Below are 19349 nucleotides of genomic sequence, written 5' to 3'. Positions count from 1 at the left end.
TCTGTCCGGGCGCAGTATAGCCTGCGCCAAGGCCGCCTTCACCCCTTTTTCTTCCCGACGTCAACAAGTTGCCGCTACCGTGGCCGACGGGCAATGGCTGCAAGGCTGTCCGTGAGGGGAGTGGAGGCGGGTACCGGAATCGAACCGGTCTTCACGGATTTGCAATCCGGCCTGCTAGTTAGCGACTTCAATGGCTTGGGTTACAATTCGTATCAGGACAAATCAAGCACGAGCGGTGAACCTGATACCCTGAACGAAAGCGTTGAAAACGAAAACCCCGGCGCGCTGGCGGGCGCAACCGGGGCTGATAAGCTTTGGGAAAGCTTTACGACCGAGGAATACCGCAACCGGGCACTGGCGGCAACTGCCCTGTGCGCCGCGATTGCCGAGTGCGAGCGGGATGACGTTTTGGCGATCATGGAAGCTGCGTTGCTTTCCATGCGTGCCGGGGCGCCCGACCCGGTCTTCGCTTTTGTGATGCAAGAGGCCAACGAATGGGCCGCGTTCGCCAGCAAGGCCGAACGCAAGGCCTATGCCCTTGCAAGTTTCAACCGCCTTTCGGCGCCTGACCGCGCGGCGTTCCTGGACTATGTCAAGCGAGGCGCAGCATGACCCTCGACTATGACGCCTCGTGGCTGCGTGAACTGAAGCTGGCCCCGCCGGTGGATGACGATGACGGCTGCCCGCCGCCTCTGCCGGATGAGGCCTACGCCACGGAAGCGGCGGGGAACGTGATGCGGTTTCCAAGTGGGGAGCGCGCCGAGCAAATCGTCGACAAACCCAAGCTACGCGTCTGGTCCTATGACGACATGCTGGCATTGGATGATCCGGAATGGCTGATTGAAGGCGTTCTAGCCAGAAAGTCATCGGCTCTGCTTTTTGGCAAGTCGAATGCCTTCAAGACCTTCCTGTCAATCGACATGGCCTGTGCGGTCGCTACCGGCAGCAGCTGGCAGGGGACCACAGCCGGGAAGCCTAGCCGAGTGATCTACGTCGCCACCGAAGGGTCGCGCGGTGTTGCAAAGCAGAGGATCCCCGGTTGGATGGATGCGCACCAGATTCCGCAAGCCCTTCGTCGCAACATCGTGGTCATACCGGATGAGGTGATGCTTGATCGGCCGGATTGGGTTGACGCCTTGATCGAGGTGGGGCGCGGACTTCCCGAACTCCCAACGCTGGTCCTGGTCGATATATTCGGCGCGTCCATGTCCGGTCCGGAAACCGTCCATGAGACAGCGACGGCTTGGGTGCGCAATGTCAATCGAATCATGCGCGAGTTAGGATGTGCGGTATTGACCGTGGCACACACTGGCTGGGCTGACGAAACCCGCGCCCGGATGCACACGCATTTCTGGGGAAGCTTCGACACCCGCCTGAAAGCCGAAGGCGTAAAGCATAATTTGACAACCATCCTGACGGTGGACCGGCACAAGGACGCGGACTCTAACGGCAAGTGGGGTTTCCGCCTCGACGTCGTGGACACGCCCAGCGGGGGCACGACCCTTGTTCCGCGCCTGGATGGAGATGTTGACGCAAAGCCCAACGCCAGAAGGCCACGCGGTTCGCAGAAACCTGACGTGGCCATGCAGGCCCTTTCGGAAGCCCTTATCGAAAACGGGCGCATCATCAGCAGCCCGAACTATCCGACCCGTCCGGTTGTCAGTCTCAGCGACTGGAAGGTGATGTGCGGCCGGCATGGGATCACAGCGAGCGACAATCCCGCGGCCCTGAAAAAGGCATTCGATCGCGCTGTTGAAAAGCTAATGGACGACGGCCTAGTGCGCCAATTTGACAGCTACGTGTGGAAGGTAAATGACGATGGGTAGAGCCGGACAAATGGGACAAAAGGGACAAATGTCCCAACTTTCTCAACTGTCCAAGGGGGGACAAATGGGACACCCCCCTGTAGGGGTGTCCCGTCTGTCCCCTGTCCAGTCGCACTTTCGACAGGATTGAGGGTATAGCTTGGTGCAAGCCGAACGCACGCGTCTCCGTGACCGATGTGCAAGTAGAGCTGTACCGGCCGAGTTCCCTCGCCCTCGATTTGAGCGTCTATCCAGCACTTCACATCTTGGCTAAAGTAGCTCCAACTCGGGGAGGAGCTCACCATGCAAAGCATGTCGGCGCGCGATGCCAAGAACGCCTTTGGGCGGCTGATCGACATGGCGAGGGCGGAGCCTGTTGCCATCGAGAAGTACGGCCGGTCTGTCGTCGTGGTGCTTGCCGTTGAAGAATTCGAGCGACTGACGGCAAAGGCGAAGAAGCAGGTGGCTTCCGGGGCATCGGGCAAACGCCCGGGGCAAGAAGACTGATCAGCACAACAACAGACCGGACAAACCGGCAGGAGACTGAACGACATGGCAAGCCACTCGGACCTGGCGAACTTGATCTGGCAGATCGCGGACCTCCTGCGCGGGCCCTATCGCCCGCCGCAGTATGAGCGCGTCATGCTGCCGCTTGTCGTTCTGCGCCGCTTCGATTGCGTGCTGGCCAATACAAAGGACCAGGTTCTGGCGGAGTATGAAAAGCGAAAGGGTGGAAGGCTGGAGGACGATGCTCTCGACCGGATGCTGAACAAGGCATCCGGGCACCGCTTCCATAACCGTTCGCCGATGACGTTCCAAACGATGATCGGCGATACCCCCAACTTGGCACGCCACCTTTCGTCATACATCAGTGGCTTCTCGGCCAACGTGAGGCGCATATTCGACTTCTTCGAATTCACCAACGAAATCGAGAAGATGGACGAGGCGAACATCCTCTACCTCGTGCTGAAAGAGTTCCTGAAGGTCGATCTGCATCCAGACCGGGTAAAGAACGATCAGATGGGCCTCGTATTCGAAAACCTCATCCGACGATTCAACGAACTGGCCAATGAGACTGCGGGCGATCACTTCACGCCCCGCGAGGTGATCCACCTTATGGTCGATCTTCTTTTCATGGATGCTGACGACGTGCTCAGCAAGCCAGGCACCGTCATGCGCATGCTCGACCCGGCATGCGGCACGGGGGGCATGCTTGCTGAGGCACAGCGCTACATGCGCGATCACCACAAGGAAGCGAAGCTCTACGTCTACGGCCAGGACTACAACAAGCGCGCCTTCGCGACGGCCGCATCCGACATGCTCATGAAGCAGGTCGACCACAACGGTGGTGGGGAGAATGTTCAGTACGGCGACAGCTTCACCGACGACAAGTTCGACGGGCAGACATTCGACTATTTCATCGCCAACCCGCCTTTCGGCGTGGACTGGAAAAAGCAGCAGAAGGAAATCGTCCGGCGCCATGAAAAGGCCCCGCAGGACAGCCCGTGGAGCGCGGGCCTACCGCGTGTGAACGACGGCTCCTTGCTGTTCCTGCAGCACATGATCTCGAAGTTCGAAGACGTCAATCCGAAGGCACAGAAGTATGGCTCGCGCGCGGCCCTCGTATTCTCGGGGTCACCCCTGTTCACCGGGGGCGCGGGCGGCGGCGAAAGCAACATCCGAAAATGGATCATCGAACGCGACATGCTCGAGGCCATCGTCGCCCTGCCGGAACAGATGTTCTACAACACCGGGATCGGCACCTACATCTGGGTCGTCACCAACAACAAGCCCGACCATCGCAAGGGCACCATCCAACTGGTCGACGCGCGCGACATCTGGATGCCCATGGGACGCAGCCAGGGCGACAAGCGCCGCAAGATCGGCGCGGGCAAGGCGCCCGAAGGGGATGATCGCCCGGACGAACCCGATCAGATCGCCGAGATCGTGCGCCTCTACGGCGGCTACGCGCAGAACGCCAAGTCCAAGATCTTCGACAATGCCGATTTCGGCTATACCCGCGTCACCGTCGAACGTCCGCTCCGGCTGCGCTATCGGATGATGGTCGAGGACAAGGCCCGCTTCCTCGACGCGGCACCGCACCTACTCGACGACATTCAGGCGATCGACCAGGCGCTGGGGCGCGAGCCGGAACTGGATTGGAACAAGGTCTGGGCCAGCATCGAGAAGCTGTTGAAAAAGCGCGAGTCCCGCTGGCGCGCGCCCGAGGTCAAGCTGTTCCGCAACGTGTTCACCGAGAAGGATCCGGAGGCCGAGAAGGTCAGGGAAGGCAAGGGTTTCGAGGCCGACCCTGACCTGCGCGACTTCGAGAACGTGCCCCTGAAAGAGGATATCGACGCCTACTTCGCGCGCGAGGTTCTGCCGCATGTGCCCGATGCCTGGATGGACCGGAGCAAGGACAAGGTCGGCTACGAGATCAACTTCAATCGCCACTTCTATCAGTTCACTCCGCCCCGCAGGCTGGTCGACATCGACGCAGACCTGAAGAAGGCGGAGGACGAGATCCTTCGGCTTTTGCGGGAGGTGACGGCGTGATGTCCCACAACCTGTTCCCGCGGGAGCGACTGAAGTTTGCAGCTACAATCAACGATGAGACGTTGACCGAAGATGTCGATCCAGATTTCGAGATTCAGTACATCGACATTGGAAACGTGAACTCGTCAGGGGCAGTACATCAGATCGCAACCTATCGTTTCGAAGCCGCACCGAGCCGGGCGCGGCGTATTGTTCGCGACGGTGATGTCATAATCTCTACGGTTCGGACTTACCTTCAGGCTATTGCGCCGATCACCAATCCGCCCGAGAATCTTATCGTCTCGACCGGCTTTGCGGTGATCAGGCCGCGTCCTGAAATGATGGACGCGAAATTCTGCCGGTATGTCCTTCGCGAGCCGACGTTTCTGGCCGAAGTGGAGAAGCGATCGACCGGCATCAGTTACCCCGCGATCAACGCATCGGAGATCGGAGACATTGCGATCCCTTTGCCTCCAATCTCGGCCCAGAAACTTATCGCTGACTATGTGGAAGTTGAAACCGCCGAAATCGACGCCCTCATCTCTGCCAAGCAGAAACTCCTCGACCTGATGGCCGAGAAGCGGCGTGCCATCGTGGCCGAGGCCGTCATGCGCGGCCTCGACCCTTCCGCGCCCCTGCGCCCGTCAGGCATCGACTGGCTTGGCGATATCCCTGCGCATTGGGAGATCGAGCGGTCGCGCTGGCTGTTCACCGAACGCGACCAGCGGTCCCAGACCGGCGAAGAGGAAATGCTGACGGTCTCTCACCTGACCGGCGTCACCCCCCGGTCCGAGAAGGACGTGAACATGTTCGAGGCTGAAAGCACCGCGGGCTACAAGCTGTGCTTCGCCGGGGACCTCGCCATCAACACCCTCTGGGCCTGGATGGGCGCCATGGGCACCGCCCGCGTCGATGGCATCGTCAGCCCCGCCTACAATGTCTACACCCCGGACCCGCGCCTGCTGCCCGATTACGTCGATGCGCTGGTCCGCATCCCGATCTTCGCGCAGGAAGTGACCCGCTATTCCAAGGGTGTCTGGTCCTCCCGACTGCGGCTCTATCCCGAGGGCTTCTTCGAAACCTGGTGGCCGGTGCCGCCGCTCGATGAACAGCAAAAGATCGTCGAACACATCAGCACCGAGACCGCCAAGATCGACCGCCTGCGCACTGCGACCGAGAACTCCATCGCCCTGCTGAAAGAACGCCGCGCAGCCCTGATCGCGGCCGCCGTGACCGGCCAGCTCGAAATCTCGGAGGCCGCATGAAGATTAGACAGCTCAGCGTTGCCGGCCTTCGTGGGTTTGACCAGGCGACCTTTGACTTCGATCCGCAGTTCACGTTGCTGGTGGGTGTCAACGGCGTCGGCAAGAGCAGTGTGCTTGAGGCACTACGTGTGTCACTGTCCCGGGTCATGCCCAAGTTCACGGCAAGCCGTGCGGCGCCTTTGGCGTTCTCAGCAGATGATATTCGGTTGGGCGCCGCATCGTTGACCGTGGACGTCTTGTTTCGCTTTCCTGATGACGCCGAGCAGCGCTTCCTATTGCACAAGCCGCGGGAGAGATTTGTCGAGGGCAAGGAAGGATCGGTACGCGAAGGGACCATCGAGACGCCTGAAAGGGAGGAGTTCACGCCACTGCGGCTGTCGAAACCGTATCCGCCTGGCTCTCAGCCGATCGCGGTCTATTTCGGAACGCGTCGTTCCCACCCATCCGACGAACAGATAAGGGGCGGCCGGGCGCAGTCTGGGCCCGCTTCGGCTTATGCCGATGCGCTTTCCGATGTGCGGCCGCTACACCTGCGGGAGCTTGCTTCCTGGATGCTTGCGCAAGAGGCGCTTGCAGATGAACTGCCGCGGGCGGGCAGCCACCTTGAGGCTCTCAGGTCTGCAACAGCGCGTTTCTTGCCCACCTGCACGGGCCTGAGGGCGACCAATGGCGCGGACAAGCCGCGTCTTCTGATTTCGAAGGACGGTATTGAACTCGACGTCCGATATCTCTCTGAGGGTGAGAGAGGCGTTCTTGCGCTGGCGCTCGACCTAGCTCGCCGCCTCTCGCAAGCCAATCCAAACCTCGAAGATCCTGTCAGAGACGGCATCGGAGTTGTTCTTATCGACGAAATCGACATGCACATGCACCCGCTTTGGCAGCGGCAGATTGTGCCCCTTTTGACGGAGACGTTCCATGGTTGCCAGTTTATTGCCACCACCCATTCACCGCAGGTAATTGGCGAAGTAGCTCACGACAGAATCCTGCTGATCAAGGACGGCCAAGTATATTCGCCGGCGCGCTCTTTCGGTATCGACTCGAGCCGTATCCTTGAAGAGGTCATGGACACAAGACCAAGGAATGCAGGCGTCGAAGCTAGAATAGCAAGAATTGCGAAGCTAATAGGCGATGGCAAATCAGAAGCTGCAAAGGCCGAAATAAAGCTTCTTTCCGAAGATATTGGTGAAGATGATCCGGAAATCACGCGTGCAATGACCCTCCTCGACTTCTTGGAGGAGGACGAATGAGGATGATCACCAAGGGCGCAGAACCCAAGAGTTTGACAGAACATCGGGCGAAAGCACACAGCAACTACGACAACTATACTCAAAAGGATGAACTGCGAGCCGCGCTTGTCGGCGAACAGAAAGGCCTGTGCTGCTATTGCACTGGGCGGATCCGCGCTGACTCGACTTCGATGAAAATTGAGCATTGGAGATGCCAATCCGATCATGCCGGACTGCAACTCGTCTATGCGAACCTCCTAGGCGCCTGTCTGGGCGGAGATGGACGATCAGCGGCTGAACAACATTGCGATACAAAAAAGGGGAATCTAGACCTTAAGTGGAACCCAGCAGACAGCGCTCATATGATCGAGACTAAAGTACGTTATCTCTTTGATGGTACAATTGAAAGCAACGACGTGGACTTCAACTCACAATTGAATGAGGTCCTTGGCTTGAATATTGGGTTTCTTCGTAGCAATCGAAAAGCCGCCCTAGATTCGGTACTGGCATGGTGGCGCTCCACCCCAAACGCCAAGACGAAGATTCCGCAGCAGATCAACAGCCGAGTGAATGGTCTAGAACATCAGCCCTTCAGCCCAGTAGCGGTCTGGTTCATGAAAGAGAAGTTGGCAGGTGCAACCAAATGAACCATTCGCGACATTCAGAAGGTGCATTCGAGACCGTCATCGAAGCTACGATGCTGGCGAATGGTACCGTGCCGGAACCTGCGTCGGGATTCGACCGTGATCGCGCCATCTTTCCCGAGACCGTCCTTTCCTTCATCCGCGACACACAGCCGAAGGAATGGAAGGCTCTGGAGGCGCTCCATGGGGAGAAAACTGGCTCCCAAGTCCTGGCCGATCTGACCAAGTGGATGGACCGAGAGGGCTCTCTGGCCACCTTGCGTCACGGCTTCAAGTGCTACGGCAAGACTCTTCGCGTTGCATTCTTCAAGGCTGCGCACGGGCTGAACCCGGAGTTGGAAGCTCGCTACGCCGCCAACCGCGTCGGGCTCACGCGGCAATTGCACTTCTCCAGGACATCCGAAAAGTCCCTAGACGTCGTACTGAGCGTCAATGGCATTCCAGTCGTGTCGGTCGAGCTCAAGAACCCGATGACCGGACAGACTGTCGAGCACGCCCTGCACCAGTACCGGCATGATCGCGACCCACGCGAGCCAATCTTTGAATTCAAGCGGCGTATGTTGGTCCACTTTGCCGCCGACACGGACACAGTGTTCATGTCCACCCGGCTTGCCGGTGCGGCCACCCACTTCCTGCCCTTCAACAAGGGAAACAACGGTGGCGCCGGTAATGCGCCTGATCCCAAAGGTAGAAGCTACCGAACGGCTTATCTGTGGGAAGAGGTGCTGCAGCGAGATAGCCTGCTCGACCTCCTGGCGCGCTTCATTCATCTCCAGGTCGAGGAGAAGCGCGACGACCAAGGTCGAAAGGTCAAGAAGGAAACGATGATCTTTCCGCGGTACCACCAGCTTGAAGCGGTCCGGTTGTTAGTGGACCAAGCGTTGAGAGAAGGGGTGGGCAACAACTATCTGATCGAACACTCGGCCGGCAGCGGAAAGAGCAACACCATCGGCTGGCTGACGCACAGGCTCGCATCGCTGCATGACGAAGCGAACGCGCGGGTTTTCGACAGCGTGATCGTCATCACTGACCGCGTGGTCCTGGACAAACAGCTTCAGGACACGATTTATCAGTTCGAACACAAGCACGGCGTCGTCCAGAAGATCGACGAGGACTCGCGCCAGCTGGCGGAAGCACTCGAAAGTGCCGTGCCGATCGTCATCACCACCCTGCAGAAGTTTCCATTCGTCTCGCGTCAGTTGGCCAAGATCGCCGAAGAGCGAGGCGACGCCGAAGGAGGCGTGCTGAAGATGCGCCGGTGTGCGGTGATCATTGATGAGGCACACAGCTCGCAGGGCGGCGAGACGGCAACCGACGTCAGGGAAGTTCTCGGCGGGCAAGGCCTTCGCGAAGAGGCTGCGCGAGCCATGGCGGCGAATGACGAAGACGGCATGGACGAGCTGTATCGGTCCATGGCGAAACGTGGCAGGCAGGCAAACCTCAGTTTCTTCGCGTTTACTGCTACGCCGAAGCACAGGACGCTCAAGGTTTTCGGGCGCGACAGCAAAGCTGCCCATCGCTACACTATGCGCCAAGCTATCGAGGAAGGCTTCATCCTCGACGTCCTGAAGCACTACACGACCTACGCCACCTATTTCCGGCTGCTCAAGGCAAGCGAGGATGATCCGAACGTCGAGCGGAAGAAGGCAGCACGCGCCCTCGCGCGGTTCTTTAAGCTTCATCCGCACAACATCGCTCAGAAGACCGAAGTGATGATTGAGCACTTCCACGGGGCCACGCAGCACAAGATCGGTGGCCGCGCAAAGGCCATGGTGGTGACCGGTTCGCGGCTCGAGGCCGTTCGCTACAAGCAGAGTTTCGATCGCTACGTGAAGGAGAAGGGCTACGCAATCAGATCGCTGGTGGCCTTCTCAGGCGCAGTCACGGACGACAATATGAGGGACGTCACCTATACCGAGGAGGGCATGAACCTCGGCGTCCGTGAGAAGGAACTGCCGGAGGTTTTTGCTACGCAGGAATACCAAGTGTTGCTCGTCGCCGAGAAGTACCAAACGGGCTTCGATCAACCATTGCTGCACACGATGTATGTGGACCGGCGGCTTGCCGGCATCCAGGCGGTGCAGACGCTATCTCGCCTGAACAGAATCCACCCCCTGAAGGAAGACACCTTCGTCCTCGATTTCGTCAACGAGCCCGATGAGATCCGCGAGGCGTTCAAGACCTATTTCGAAGGCGCGGAGGTCGGCGAGGACGTCGATCCGGCCAGAATGTACGAGCTGAAGAGCGAACTGGACGCCGAGGGCATTTATATCGTTGCAGACGTGGACCGCTTCAGCGCCATCTATTTCAAGCCGCGCCAACGCCAGAGCCCAAATGATCATCAGGTAATGAACGCCGCGCTTGATCCTTGTGTGGCCATCTTCAAGGAGACCCAGCAGGAGAAGCCCGACGAAGCCGAGCTGTGGCGCGGCAAGTTGATGGCCTTTTGCAGTCTCTACGGATTCCTCAGCCAGATCATTCCCTATCAGGACACGGATCTTGAACGCCTTTACGTCTTCCTTCGGCATCTTGCGACTAAGCTGCCAAAGCGCGGAACTGGCCCTTCCTACCAGTTCGATGATGAGGTGCGGCTCGAATACTACCGGTTGCAGAAAATCAGCGAAGGCTCGATCAGCCTAAATGATGGTCAGGCCAACAAGCTAGATGGACCGTCCGAGGTCGGTACCGGTGTGTTGCACGAAGAAGCGATTCCGTTGTCGCGGCTCATCGACGTCGTCAACGACCGGTTCGGAACTGACTTCAATCAGGCGGATCAGCTCTTCTTCGACCAAATTGTAGAGGCAGCGATCTCTGATGGAGCCTTGAGGCAGGCGGCAGCCGCCAATCCTGGCGACAAGTTTGAACTCGTCTTCAAAAACCTACTTGAGGCGCTTTTCGTCGAACGCATGGATCAGAACGAGGAGATATTTGCACGGTTCATGAATGACAAATCGTTCCAGAAGGTCGTAACTGGTTGGCTGTCTTCAGAGGCTTATCGCAAGCTTAACTCGGCTTGACGTCATCCTCGGAAGCCGTCGACACTCCCCGCCAGCTTCCAGTGTTTGTCGTCGTCGGCCTTCTGTTGACGCTGCCGCCATCTCGCCCAGCGTTGCCGTTGAGCCTCCGCAATGCGAGTCTTCCCTTCCAAGGTCCTCGGGCCCGTTGACTTTCCACCGTGGAACCGGCAGCGCGCCATGTACGGGACGACCTTGTGCCGGCAGGTTCCGCCTGCTCTAGTTCTGGCGCCACAAAACGGCCTATCACTTGCTGGGAGCGCGTTTCCGTCATCGTCCAGACCGATGGCCCACATTCTCGCGCAAATCTTGTTCACACATTCTCGGCAAGCGCGACGATAATTCGGATGCAAATGGTCTTGGCCAGGACATGCCACCGCGAGTGACCCCTGCAGGTCCTCTGGACATTCTGGTTCCACTGTAAACGACGCTTTCATGGGGTTGTCCGCTTCCCTCGTACGTCCCTCAAATGTAATGCGATGTAAGCATAGTTATAAGACCCCATGGAGATCTGGTCAGTCTTCAGCATCCTGCTAAGTGATCTCCCGACGCCCAATGTAGTTCTACGACGCACCTTCTGAGCGCCTCATTCAGGCTGCATGGGATAATCCGCGTTGGACCTGTCGCGGTTTGGTGCCGCTCCCATTGCTCGTTTAGGCCACTTGGCGTTCGAAGGCCAAGGGGCTTTTGCCTCCCAATGCTGAGTGCCGACGGCGCGGGTTATAGAAGCCGTTGATGTATTGGAAGATGGCGGTTTCGGCCTGGCGTCGGGTCTCCCACGCGCGGCGCCAGATCAGTTCGGCCTTGATCGTCTTGAAGAAGGTCTCAACGGCGGCGTTGTCATAGCAGTCGCCCGACACGCCGGTGCCCGACATCGACGCCAACCTCCTTGAGTTCTTCGGTCATCCTGGGGCGGCCATAGCTGCCCAGGCTCAGCCGCGACTGCTCCTTGATGTGCGCCAGAACGACCATGTCCATGTGCTGCCTGCGGCTGGCCGGACGGCTGCGGAAGGCCCGCAGGCCACGCGGGCTGACATTCATCACCCGGCACAGCCGGTCGACCGGGAAAGCCCCGCGCTGTTCTTCGACGAACCTGAACCTCACGGCTTTTGGCTCGCGAAGAACTGGGTGGCTTTTTTTAGGATGTCCCTCTCCTCCTTGAGGATGCGGATCTCGCGCCGAAGCCGTTCGTTCTCTCGTGCCAGCTCGCGATCCTCGGACGAGACGACATCCGTGTCGCGGTGTGCGTTCACCCACTTGTTCAAGGTCGACAAGCCGACGCCCAGATCATCCGCAACCTGACGCCGCGAAAGCCCACTCGTCAGCGCGATCCGCACCGCGTCCTTGCGAAATTCATCCGTTCTGCCTGTGCCCATGGTTCATCTCCTTTGCTGCACATTACGTGATCAAAGGAGCGGCACCAAACCGCGACAGGTCCACGTAGCCTATCGCCGAGTCACACACCAGGATGCGACCTGACGTCATTCGCTGAATTACGGCGCGGGCCTGAAGACGCCAATGCAGAATGCAAGGCATCCACAAGCCGGTCCTTGACGACCTGAACCATAGGTGCGTCCTCAGCTTCTTCTGACACCAACATCCACAGATCGCAGTTCAGGGAGTAGTCTTTTCCCAACCCTCTCACCAACGGCGTCGATCTAGCGGCAAAGTCGGGAAGCACTGCCCAGCCCAAGCCTTCAAGCGCAGCCGCCATCTGCGAGCCGAGTGAGGTCAAGCGCAGTGATGGGGCAATGTGGGGCGCAAGTTCATTGAGCCATTGCGCCATGATCAAGTGAGAGAAGGCATCGGTCCATCCGATCAACCGTTTTCCCGCGAGATCTTGTGGGTCGGTCGGTACACCATGGCGCTGGACGTAATCGCGTGAGGCATAGAACCCAAAGCCGATCTTTGCGACACGACGTGTCCGGTATCGGCCCTGTGTGGGCCGCATGAGGCGGAAGATGATGTCGGGACCCTCGTCTCTGAGACTGATCGAACGAACCGAATTGTTCAACTCGATCCGAAGTGCGGGATGATCTGCCAGCAGGACAGCGAGTGCCGGGAGCAGAACGGCTTGGCCCAGAAGTTCGGGCGCTTCGATCAGGACCGGCCGCAGGTGGTCTTCAGGTGCTTTGGAGGCACGCAGAAGGGCCGCGATGTCTGTCTCGGCCTTCTCGGCGAAGGGCAGGAGGGTCCGGCCCGCATCGGTGAGATGGTAACCTTCGCGATGTGGTTTGAAGAGGCGTGTCCCGATGGCCGTCTCTAGCGCCTCGATCCGTCGGCTGACGGTCGACGTACTGACGCCGAGGACCGCCGAAGCACCGGACAGGGAGCCGGCGCGAGAGACAGCGAGGAAGGGTTTGAGATCGTTCCAGTCCATCTGCTTTCCATTCCTGGAAACCTGCTTCCCGACAATAGCTGTTCTAATTTCCCTGCTGACAAGCGATTACGCGCCGAAAAGATGCAAAGGGAACCTGCCATGGCAAAAGCCTTTCTGTTTTCGGAGTTCGGTTCTGTTGATGTCTTAAACGTGCAAGAGCTGGACGTGCCCCTCCCCGGCAAGGGCGAGATCAGGCTGCGACAGCGGGCTATTGGAGTAAACTACATCGATATCTACCATCGCAGGGGGGTATTTGCGCCGAAGCTTCCGCTTCCCAGTGGTATCGGTGTTGAAGGTGTCGGCGTGGTCGTCGCGGTTGGCGAGGGAGTGGCGGGGTTCTATCCCGGCGACCGGGTCGCCTATGTCGGAGGTCCACCGGGTGCTTATGCGACCGAGCGTAACGTGCCCGCGGCCCGTGCATTGAAAGTCCCGGACGGCCTTTCGGACGATGTTGTGGCCGCGACGATCTTCAAGGGGCTGACGGCGGAGTACCTCACGCATCGCTGCATCGACGTTCAGGTGGGGGATAACGTTCTGTTCCACGCGGCAGCCGGGGGCGTTGGATCGATCGCCTGCCAATGGCTGAAGGCGAAGGGAGCCCGCGTCATTGGCACAGTCGGATCGGAGGCGAAGGCAAGGCTGGCATTATCGAACGGTTGCGACGATGTGATCCTTTACCGAAAGCAAGACTTTGCCGCCCGGGTCAGGGAATTGACCGATGGCACAGGGGTGCGCGTGGTCTATGACTCTGTCGGGGCCGACACCTTTGCGGGTTCATTGAAATCCTTGCGCCCGAGGGGCCTGCTGGTGAGCTTTGGAGAAACCTCGGGTCCCGTCCCGCCGGTCGAAATTGCGCAACTGGGAAGCCTGGGTTCACTCTATCTGACGCGGCCGTCGATTGCCCATTACACGTCAGACCGGAAGGAGTTCGAGGCGGCAGGGGCAAGGCTTTTCTCGGCCCTGCTCGACGGGACGATCCGGCCGGGCGAGATCACCGGGTTTGCGCTCGAGGATGCTGCACTGGCGCAGGCTGCTGTCGAGAACCGGAAGACGGTCGGCTCGGTCGTGCTGAAATGCAGCTAACCTTTCCCCGACGCTGCCGAAAGCGCACACTGGCTTTGGTGCCAGTTGTGTAGGTAGGCGTCGCGCTCGGACAGGCGCCTGGAGTCGGTCCAGTTCAACTCCTTCGCCAAGATCCGGGATACACGCTCAGTGAGGGCCGTGAGCGTTTCGGGAGAGGTCAGGCTCAACCGGGTGCGGCGATCAAGGATGTCGCCCGGGTGCAGAGCTCCTTCATGGCGGCAGGCTTGAAGAATCTCGGCTTCAAGAAGTGTTTTACCAGCTTCCACTGCATGTTCAGGATCGTGCAGGTCCAGGACCTCGCTCATCCGAGAGCCGTACTTCGACAAGAGCCGTTCAAGCGTTTCCAAAGGAAGGCCGGTCGAGACTGCAAGACCGGGGAGGGCAGTCTTCATTTCGATTAGGCGGTCCGCTCCGATCAGCTGGATCGTGCGCGTGCAAGATGGTCGCCGCAGTCTGGCCGGAAGGTCCAGCAACGCCCGGTCGACGACAGCCTCTGCCATGAGCCGGTATGTGGTGTACTTCCCGCCGAAGATCTCGGTCAGGCCAGGCTCCGGCGAGGTTACGACATGCGAGCGGCTGGTCGACTTCGAGTCTCCGCCGGGCCTCGTGGCGGCGAGGGGGCGCAGGCCCGCAAACGTGGACACGATGTCCCTGCGGCGGATATCGGCAGTGAGAACAGCGTTGAGTCGGTCGAGGAGAATGCCGATGTCCACGCTGTCCGCGACAGGTGAGCACTCGCGGTCGTCCCAGTCCGTGTCGGTGTCGCCGACCAGCCAATGGTCTCCCCATGGAATAATGAACAGAAGGCCGGTTGATGTCCGACCGATAAGACCGGCTTGCAGCTCCAGTCGGTCGCGGCGCAAGAGAATATGCACGCCTTTCGAGGGGCGTATCCTTGGATAGGGAGGCTTGTGGTGGGTTAGTTGTTGCGACGAGGCACCGGTAGCGCAGATGACGTGTCGGGCCCGAACAGTGAAGGGTTCGTCGGACTCAAGGTCGCGACAAATGGCACCGATTACCCGCCCCCTGTTCCTGAGCAGATTCTCGACGCGGAAATAGGTGCAGATCCGGGCACCGTGGGCGGCCGCTGTTCGGGCGGTCTCGACAACATAGCGGGCATCGTCCTCCTGAGCGTCCCAGAACTGGATCGCGCCGGAATGACGATTGGTACGCAGCGAACATGCAATGCGCGCGACCTCCTCGCGAGAGAGGTGTCTGGCTTTGGGGAAGCTGCCTTTTCGCGCCAGCCAATCGTAAAGCCATACACCGGCCCCGTAATAGAACCGCTCGATCCAGCCATTGATCGGAACCAGGAACGGGATCGGCCGGACGAGGTGCGGCGCGATGACGGTCGCGAGAAGCTCACGTTCCGCAAGCGCTTCCTGAACCAGGCCGAACCGAAGCTGCTCAAGGTACCTCAAGCCGCCGTGGATCATCTTGCTGGACTTGGAGGACGTACCACTGGCGAGGTCCCCCTGTTCGAGCAGCGCGACGTTAAGTCCGCGTGTTGCCGCGTCGAGGGCAGTGCCGGCACCGGTGATCCCTCCGCCGACGACCAAAAGGTCGATCTCGGTCGTCTGGAGGTCCTGGAGGGCTCTCGCTCGGCTTTCCAGGGAAAGACTGCCTGATGCCGTGTCAGCCCGTGGCATCTGCGGACGCGCTGGGACCGGAGCGCAGGAGTTCGAAACGGAACGCGTCGGCGAGGTGGTATTCGACCGAATAGGAAATCGGCTTGTTCCCTTCGTCGAAATCGACCTGCCGCAAGAGGAGGCAAAGCGCACCTTGTGCGGTCCCGAGATGCGCTGCGATCGTAGCGTCGGCAGTTGCCGGTATCAGCTCGGCAACACCATAGCGGATCCGCACGCCACAGACGTCGGCGAGGAAGGAGTAGAACGAAGGGCCGAGAAGCGCCGGCTGGTCCGGGATCACGGCAGTCGAGACATAGTCGAACGAAACGGTCACCGGACGACCGTCGGCGGTGCGGACACGGAAGAGCTCGAAGACTTCGCTGCCGTCGGGAATGTTCAGGTGCCTGCAGACATCGGTGCTGGCGCGCAGCCTTCGCCATGCCAGCTCCGATGTCCCCGGGGTGCGCCCCGTCTCGGAGATCATCTGGTCTGCACTCTTGTTCACGTGCAGGCTGCTGACCAATTGACGGGGCTGAGCGACATAGGTGCCCGAGCCGTGTCGGCGTTGCAGGAGCCCTTCATTTTCGAGGGCAGCAAGTGCGCTGCGAAGCGAGCCTCGGCTTGCCTCAAGTTCCCGCGCGAGGTCCGGCTCTGACGGGAGTCGTTTACCCACCGGCCATTCGCCCGCCTCGATCCGCTGGCGAAGAACATCGCCGATGCGTGAGGTGGTGCTGAGGCGCGTCGGCTTGGTTTGTGTGGGACCGGCGGAAACAGACATGCCCAAAGGTTAGTCATCGGTTGGTCGGTCTGCAAGTCCCGAGAAGCTGTTTCTGGCCCGCTTGTGCGATTTTGTTTGACGTGTTGTCCGAAATGTAGTCCATCATCTGGATAGTTGTACAACAACTTTGGTGCTGAGTCGGATCATGCCGGCCACGTACCAAGAGGGAGGGGAGTCCGATGAACGAGAATGAATGGAGCGCCAGCTTCAACCAGGAAGTCAGGCAGCGTGTCGAAGCGATGGAGCGGCGGGAGCACGTGTTCCCACGCAGCTTCTCGGGCACGGACTGGGCACTTGCACTGCTTACGATCATGGTCAGTGGCGGGTTCTTGATCGCAGGCGCGGGAATGTGACGGCCCCCGGGCTGTCGGGCGGGGAGAGGACAAGATGTCTGGAAAATCAACAATTAATACAGCAATCCAGAAGGAGGCCGAGTTCGGCGTTCTTCCCGTAATGCCGGGGGAGCGGCAGTTCGGCTTCTGGGACGCGATGCTTGTCCTGAGCGGCTATGGCGTTGCGACATGGTGCTACACCCAGGGCGGGTTCATGGCATCGATGCTGAACTTCAAGCAGCTGACGGTGGCGGCATTCGCCGGGAATATCTTCGCGCTGGCCCTTTACATGCTTCCGGTCGTATTCGCCGTTCGCTACGGCATCGACATGTGGCAGTGGCTCAAGGCGGTGTTCGGAACCAAGGGAATCCGGGTGATGATCGTGTTGATCATCGTGATCAACTTCCCCTGGTTCGGCGTCAATGCGGACATCTTTGCCAGCACGACGATCAACTTGTTCCACATCTTTGGTGTCGAACTCTCGCCCGCTCTGCACAAGCCTCTGGGCCTTCTTTGCGTGGGCGTCGGAACTTGGCTGGCGATCGTCGGGCCAATCGCCATCAAGTGGGTGAACCGACTGGTGGTTCCGGCCCTGTTTGCTGTTGGCGTCATTGCCGTGATTCTTGCTTTCACTGCAGTGCCGATGGCGGATCTTTTGACCTATCAACCGGATATCAGTTCCTATCGCAGTCCGTTGGAGCCGTATGCGGCCGGGGTCGAGGCGTCTTTCGCCTTTGCCTTTTCCTGGTGTGCCAGCACCGCAATCATTCCCCGCCTCTGCCGGACCGAGTCGAACGGCTACTGGGCTACCGTAGTAGCCTACGGCGTCGTCACTCCGCTCTTCATCGTCGCGGGTGGCGCGCTGGCCATCGTCATGTTCATCCAGACCGGTACGATGGGGTCGGACCTCGCGCTTGAATTGTCGGCCGTCGGTGGTGCGCCGGTTGCGTTGATGACCTTGCTGATGGTCGCCTTCGCAAACATCGGAACGCACGGCACCGGCGCCTACATGTGGTCGGTCGTCTACAAGTCGGCCTTTCCGCGCGCCTCGTTCAACTTGCTGGTGCTGGTGCTTGGGGCCTACACCGCGCTTATCGTCCTGTGGGGTGAAATCATCACCTATTTCGGAGCGATGATCTCGGTCGCGGCCTATGTGTACGGGCCAGTCATGGGCCTTCTCTTCGTCGACTACTTCGTGATCCGGAAACAGCGGCTGAACCTGCGGGCAGCTTATGAAGTCGATTGCAACCGGGCCTACGAATACACCGGCGGCTATAACCTGATCGGCTTTGTCTGCCTGGCTGCCGGCGTGGCGGTCGGTCTGGCGGTCTTCGATCCCATCGCCTACCGCGGTCGGCTGCCCATCTTCGACTATACGACATCAAGCCTGCTCGGTTTCGCGGTCGCGGGCGCGCTCTATTGGGTGCTGCACCTCGTCCCGGCTCTGGCGAATTACTCGATCAGGGACAACGCGCCGGGCACGGGGTCTGTCCGGGTCTAGCGCCGCAAACTGGAAAGGGGTGCCCAGCAGCCCTTTCCCTTCCATGCCTCAGATACAAGGAACGCTCCGGGAATGGACGCCAAACTGATTGTCATGCTCACGTTGAACGACGTGACCGTCCCGAACGCGCGGGATGTTTTCCGGAGTTGCCGGGACCTGCCGGTGGAGTTTTGGGGTTTCAAGAACGTTGGCATCTCTGCCGAGGAAACGCGTGCGCTCTTGGCCGATATGAAGGCCGCCGGGAAAGTGACCTGCCTCGAAGTCGTAACCTATGACGAGGAGTCCTGCCTGGAGAATGCCCGTATGGCGGTGGACCTGGGCTTCGACTATCTCACGGGCACGCTCTTCTATCCGTCCGTCTCGGAATACCTCAGGGACAAGCCGATCCGGTATTTTCCATTCTTCGGCGACGTCTCCGGCAGCCCGGTCACGCTCAGAGGAACGGTCGAGGAGATCGTCGCGGATGCACGACGGCTGGTTGCGGCGAAAGCCGTCCACGGGCTGGATCTCGTAGCCTGGCGGTATGCCGATGGTGATCCAGTGGCTTTGGCGCGTTCGGTGGTCACAGGAGCGGGCACCGACGTCATAATTGCCGGAAGTATCACCAGCGAAGCCCGCATGCGCCTGGTCGCCGAGATCGGCCCGTTTGCCTTCACGATGGGAAGCGCGCTTTTCGATGCGCGGTTCGTTCCGGGCGGAGACTTTCGGGAGAACCTGAAGAAGGTCATCGGACTCATGAAGACCATCGGCGCAGACGGGTCGCCGATTTCCGCGTACGCGCCGTGAACTCGGACCGGATTCCTAGCAGGGTGGTGGCCACGGCTCCTTTGGGAGAGATGGCGCCATCGGCAGGATTCTGGAATACAAAAATGGACAAAAAGGAAAACGAAAAGCCAAAATCGGATACGTTTTTCTTGACGAGAATCGCTCTTCATGCGACCCCGTATTCGTGGTCGTCAGGTTGGGAACCGACGCCAAACTCTGCGTGTCAGCCGGCCATGTGCCAATGACGCAGCTGCGGCCGAAGTAAAGAACTGCAAACCCCTCAGGGAGGAAATCAATGAAGAAACTGCTACTCTCCGCCGCCTTCACCAGCTTCGCGCTGGCGGGTGGAATGGCCCATGCCGAATGCGGCGAGATCACTGTTTCAGCGTTCAG

General features: G+C 59.6%; 16 protein-coding genes and 1 pseudogene. 12 read left to right on the top strand and 5 right to left on the bottom strand.

From position 1 onward, the window contains the following. The first annotated feature begins 93 nt into the window (after positions 1-93). From JNL31_RS04095 to JNL31_RS04060, 8 genes are all read left to right on the top strand, one after another. Positions 94-612, top strand: a complete 519-nt coding sequence (locus JNL31_RS04095; protein WP_294970357.1) for a hypothetical protein — start codon at positions 94-96, stop codon at positions 610-612. Beyond that, entirely contained in the window at positions 609-1826 is a 1218-nt protein-coding gene (locus JNL31_RS04090; RefSeq protein ID WP_294970353.1) for an AAA family ATPase, read from the top strand. Before JNL31_RS04095 ends, JNL31_RS04090 begins: the two co-directional genes overlap by 4 nt. Before the next feature lie 282 nt (positions 1827-2108). Further along, positions 2109-2312 carry a type II toxin-antitoxin system Phd/YefM family antitoxin gene (locus JNL31_RS04085; protein WP_036732765.1) on the top strand — a complete coding sequence of 68 codons (204 nt, stop codon included), beginning with the start codon at positions 2109-2111 and terminating at the stop codon, positions 2310-2312. 45 nt (positions 2313-2357) lie between these two features. Further along, positions 2358-4361: a class I SAM-dependent DNA methyltransferase gene (locus JNL31_RS04080; protein ID WP_294970347.1), complete on the top strand. Its 2004-nt coding sequence runs from the start codon at positions 2358-2360 to the stop codon at positions 4359-4361. Further along, positions 4361-5605 (top strand): restriction endonuclease subunit S, encoded by a 1245-nt coding sequence (locus JNL31_RS04075; RefSeq protein ID WP_294970344.1) that lies wholly within the window; start codon positions 4361-4363, stop codon positions 5603-5605. The genes JNL31_RS04080 and JNL31_RS04075 overlap by 1 nt, the downstream gene beginning before the upstream one ends. Continuing rightward, complete coding sequence (locus JNL31_RS04070; protein ID WP_294970341.1) at positions 5602-6852, top strand: AAA family ATPase; 1251 nt, start codon at positions 5602-5604, stop codon at positions 6850-6852. Before JNL31_RS04075 ends, JNL31_RS04070 begins: the two co-directional genes overlap by 4 nt. After that, positions 6849-7478, top strand: a complete 630-nt coding sequence (locus tag JNL31_RS04065; RefSeq protein ID WP_294970338.1) for a retron system putative HNH endonuclease — start codon at positions 6849-6851, stop codon at positions 7476-7478. The genes JNL31_RS04070 and JNL31_RS04065 overlap by 4 nt, the downstream gene beginning before the upstream one ends. Then, a complete protein-coding gene (locus JNL31_RS04060; protein WP_294970335.1) occupies positions 7475-10492 on the top strand; it encodes a type I restriction endonuclease in 3018 nt (1005 codons plus the stop codon). The genes JNL31_RS04065 and JNL31_RS04060 overlap by 4 nt, the downstream gene beginning before the upstream one ends. Positions 10493-10494: 2 nt before the next feature. Here the strand turns inward: JNL31_RS04060 and JNL31_RS19120 are convergent, their stop codons facing one another. The 3 genes and pseudogenes from JNL31_RS19120 to JNL31_RS04050 all read right to left on the bottom strand — a co-directional run bounded on the left by JNL31_RS19120 (position 10495) and on the right by JNL31_RS04050 (position 12869). Beyond that, entirely contained in the window at positions 10495-10785 is a 291-nt protein-coding gene (locus JNL31_RS19120) for an HGGxSTG domain-containing protein (protein WP_366928914.1), read from the bottom strand. Positions 10786-11142: 357 nt separating this feature from the next. Further along, positions 11143-11865 (bottom strand): annotated as a pseudogene (locus tag JNL31_RS04055) (transposase). Positions 11866-11945: 80 nt separating this feature from the next. Beyond that, on the bottom strand, positions 11946-12869 hold the full coding sequence (locus tag JNL31_RS04050) for a LysR family transcriptional regulator (RefSeq protein ID WP_294970333.1): 924 nt from the start codon (positions 12867-12869) through the stop codon (positions 11946-11948). Positions 12870-12968: 99 nt separating this feature from the next. Between JNL31_RS04050 and JNL31_RS04045 the strand changes: the two genes are divergently transcribed. Further along, positions 12969-13952 (top strand): quinone oxidoreductase, encoded by a 984-nt coding sequence (locus JNL31_RS04045; RefSeq protein ID WP_294970330.1) that lies wholly within the window; start codon positions 12969-12971, stop codon positions 13950-13952. On the opposite strand, the gene JNL31_RS04040 is transcribed toward JNL31_RS04045, so the two are convergent. Continuing rightward, a complete protein-coding gene (locus JNL31_RS04040) occupies positions 13949-15601 on the bottom strand; it encodes a glycerol-3-phosphate dehydrogenase/oxidase (protein WP_294970327.1) in 1653 nt (550 codons plus the stop codon). The genes JNL31_RS04045 and JNL31_RS04040 overlap by 4 nt on opposite strands. Beyond that, positions 15588-16358: a GntR family transcriptional regulator gene (locus JNL31_RS04035; RefSeq protein WP_294970324.1), complete on the bottom strand. Its 771-nt coding sequence runs from the start codon at positions 16356-16358 to the stop codon at positions 15588-15590. The genes JNL31_RS04040 and JNL31_RS04035 overlap by 14 nt, the downstream gene beginning before the upstream one ends. 179 nt (positions 16359-16537) lie before the next feature. Here JNL31_RS04035 and JNL31_RS04030 point away from each other — a divergent pair, with 179 nt between their 5' ends. The 3 genes from JNL31_RS04030 to JNL31_RS04020 all read left to right on the top strand — a co-directional run bounded on the left by JNL31_RS04030 (position 16538) and on the right by JNL31_RS04020 (position 18977). Next, positions 16538-16711 (top strand): hypothetical protein, encoded by a 174-nt coding sequence (locus JNL31_RS04030; protein ID WP_294970321.1) that lies wholly within the window; start codon positions 16538-16540, stop codon positions 16709-16711. 34 nt (positions 16712-16745) lie between these two features. Further along, positions 16746-18191 carry a cytosine permease gene (locus tag JNL31_RS04025; protein WP_294970318.1) on the top strand — a complete coding sequence of 482 codons (1446 nt, stop codon included), beginning with the start codon at positions 16746-16748 and terminating at the stop codon, positions 18189-18191. A 72-nt stretch (positions 18192-18263) separates the two neighbouring features. Continuing rightward, positions 18264-18977 carry a hypothetical protein gene (locus JNL31_RS04020; RefSeq protein WP_294970314.1) on the top strand — a complete coding sequence of 238 codons (714 nt, stop codon included), beginning with the start codon at positions 18264-18266 and terminating at the stop codon, positions 18975-18977. The last annotated feature ends 372 nt before the right edge of the window (positions 18978-19349 follow it).

Origin of the sequence: Tabrizicola sp., assembly GCF_016792905.1 — a bacterium.
Lineage (GTDB): Bacteria > Pseudomonadota > Alphaproteobacteria > Rhodobacterales > Rhodobacteraceae > Tabrizicola.
The sequence above is the reverse complement of the archived record's forward strand: the minus strand, read 5'-3'. Positions and strand labels throughout refer to the sequence as shown.

Coding starts and splice junctions, on each gene's coding strand:
- JNL31_RS04090 (WP_294970353.1), top strand. CDS start 609: ATGACCCTCGACTATGACGCCTCGTGGCTGCGTGAACTGAAGCTGGCC.
- JNL31_RS04065 (WP_294970338.1), top strand. CDS start 6,849: ATGAGGATGATCACCAAGGGCGCAGAACCCAAGAGTTTGACAGAACAT.
- JNL31_RS04095 (WP_294970357.1), top strand. CDS start 94: ATGGCTGCAAGGCTGTCCGTGAGGGGAGTGGAGGCGGGTACCGGAATC.
- JNL31_RS04030 (WP_294970321.1), top strand. CDS start 16,538: ATGAACGAGAATGAATGGAGCGCCAGCTTCAACCAGGAAGTCAGGCAG.
- JNL31_RS04075 (WP_294970344.1), top strand. CDS start 4,361: ATGTCCCACAACCTGTTCCCGCGGGAGCGACTGAAGTTTGCAGCTACA.
- JNL31_RS04020 (WP_294970314.1), top strand. CDS start 18,264: ATGGACGCCAAACTGATTGTCATGCTCACGTTGAACGACGTGACCGTC.
- JNL31_RS19120 (WP_366928914.1), bottom strand. CDS start 10,785: ATGTGGGCCATCGGTCTGGACGATGACGGAAACGCGCTCCCAGCAAGT.
- JNL31_RS04050 (WP_294970333.1), bottom strand. CDS start 12,869: ATGGACTGGAACGATCTCAAACCCTTCCTCGCTGTCTCTCGCGCCGGC.
- JNL31_RS04080 (WP_294970347.1), top strand. CDS start 2,358: ATGGCAAGCCACTCGGACCTGGCGAACTTGATCTGGCAGATCGCGGAC.
- JNL31_RS04060 (WP_294970335.1), top strand. CDS start 7,475: ATGAACCATTCGCGACATTCAGAAGGTGCATTCGAGACCGTCATCGAA.
- JNL31_RS04085 (WP_036732765.1), top strand. CDS start 2,109: ATGCAAAGCATGTCGGCGCGCGATGCCAAGAACGCCTTTGGGCGGCTG.
- JNL31_RS04040 (WP_294970327.1), bottom strand. CDS start 15,601: ATGCCACGGGCTGACACGGCATCAGGCAGTCTTTCCCTGGAAAGCCGA.
- JNL31_RS04045 (WP_294970330.1), top strand. CDS start 12,969: ATGGCAAAAGCCTTTCTGTTTTCGGAGTTCGGTTCTGTTGATGTCTTA.
- JNL31_RS04025 (WP_294970318.1), top strand. CDS start 16,746: ATGTCTGGAAAATCAACAATTAATACAGCAATCCAGAAGGAGGCCGAG.
- JNL31_RS04035 (WP_294970324.1), bottom strand. CDS start 16,358: ATGTCTGTTTCCGCCGGTCCCACACAAACCAAGCCGACGCGCCTCAGC.
- JNL31_RS04070 (WP_294970341.1), top strand. CDS start 5,602: ATGAAGATTAGACAGCTCAGCGTTGCCGGCCTTCGTGGGTTTGACCAG.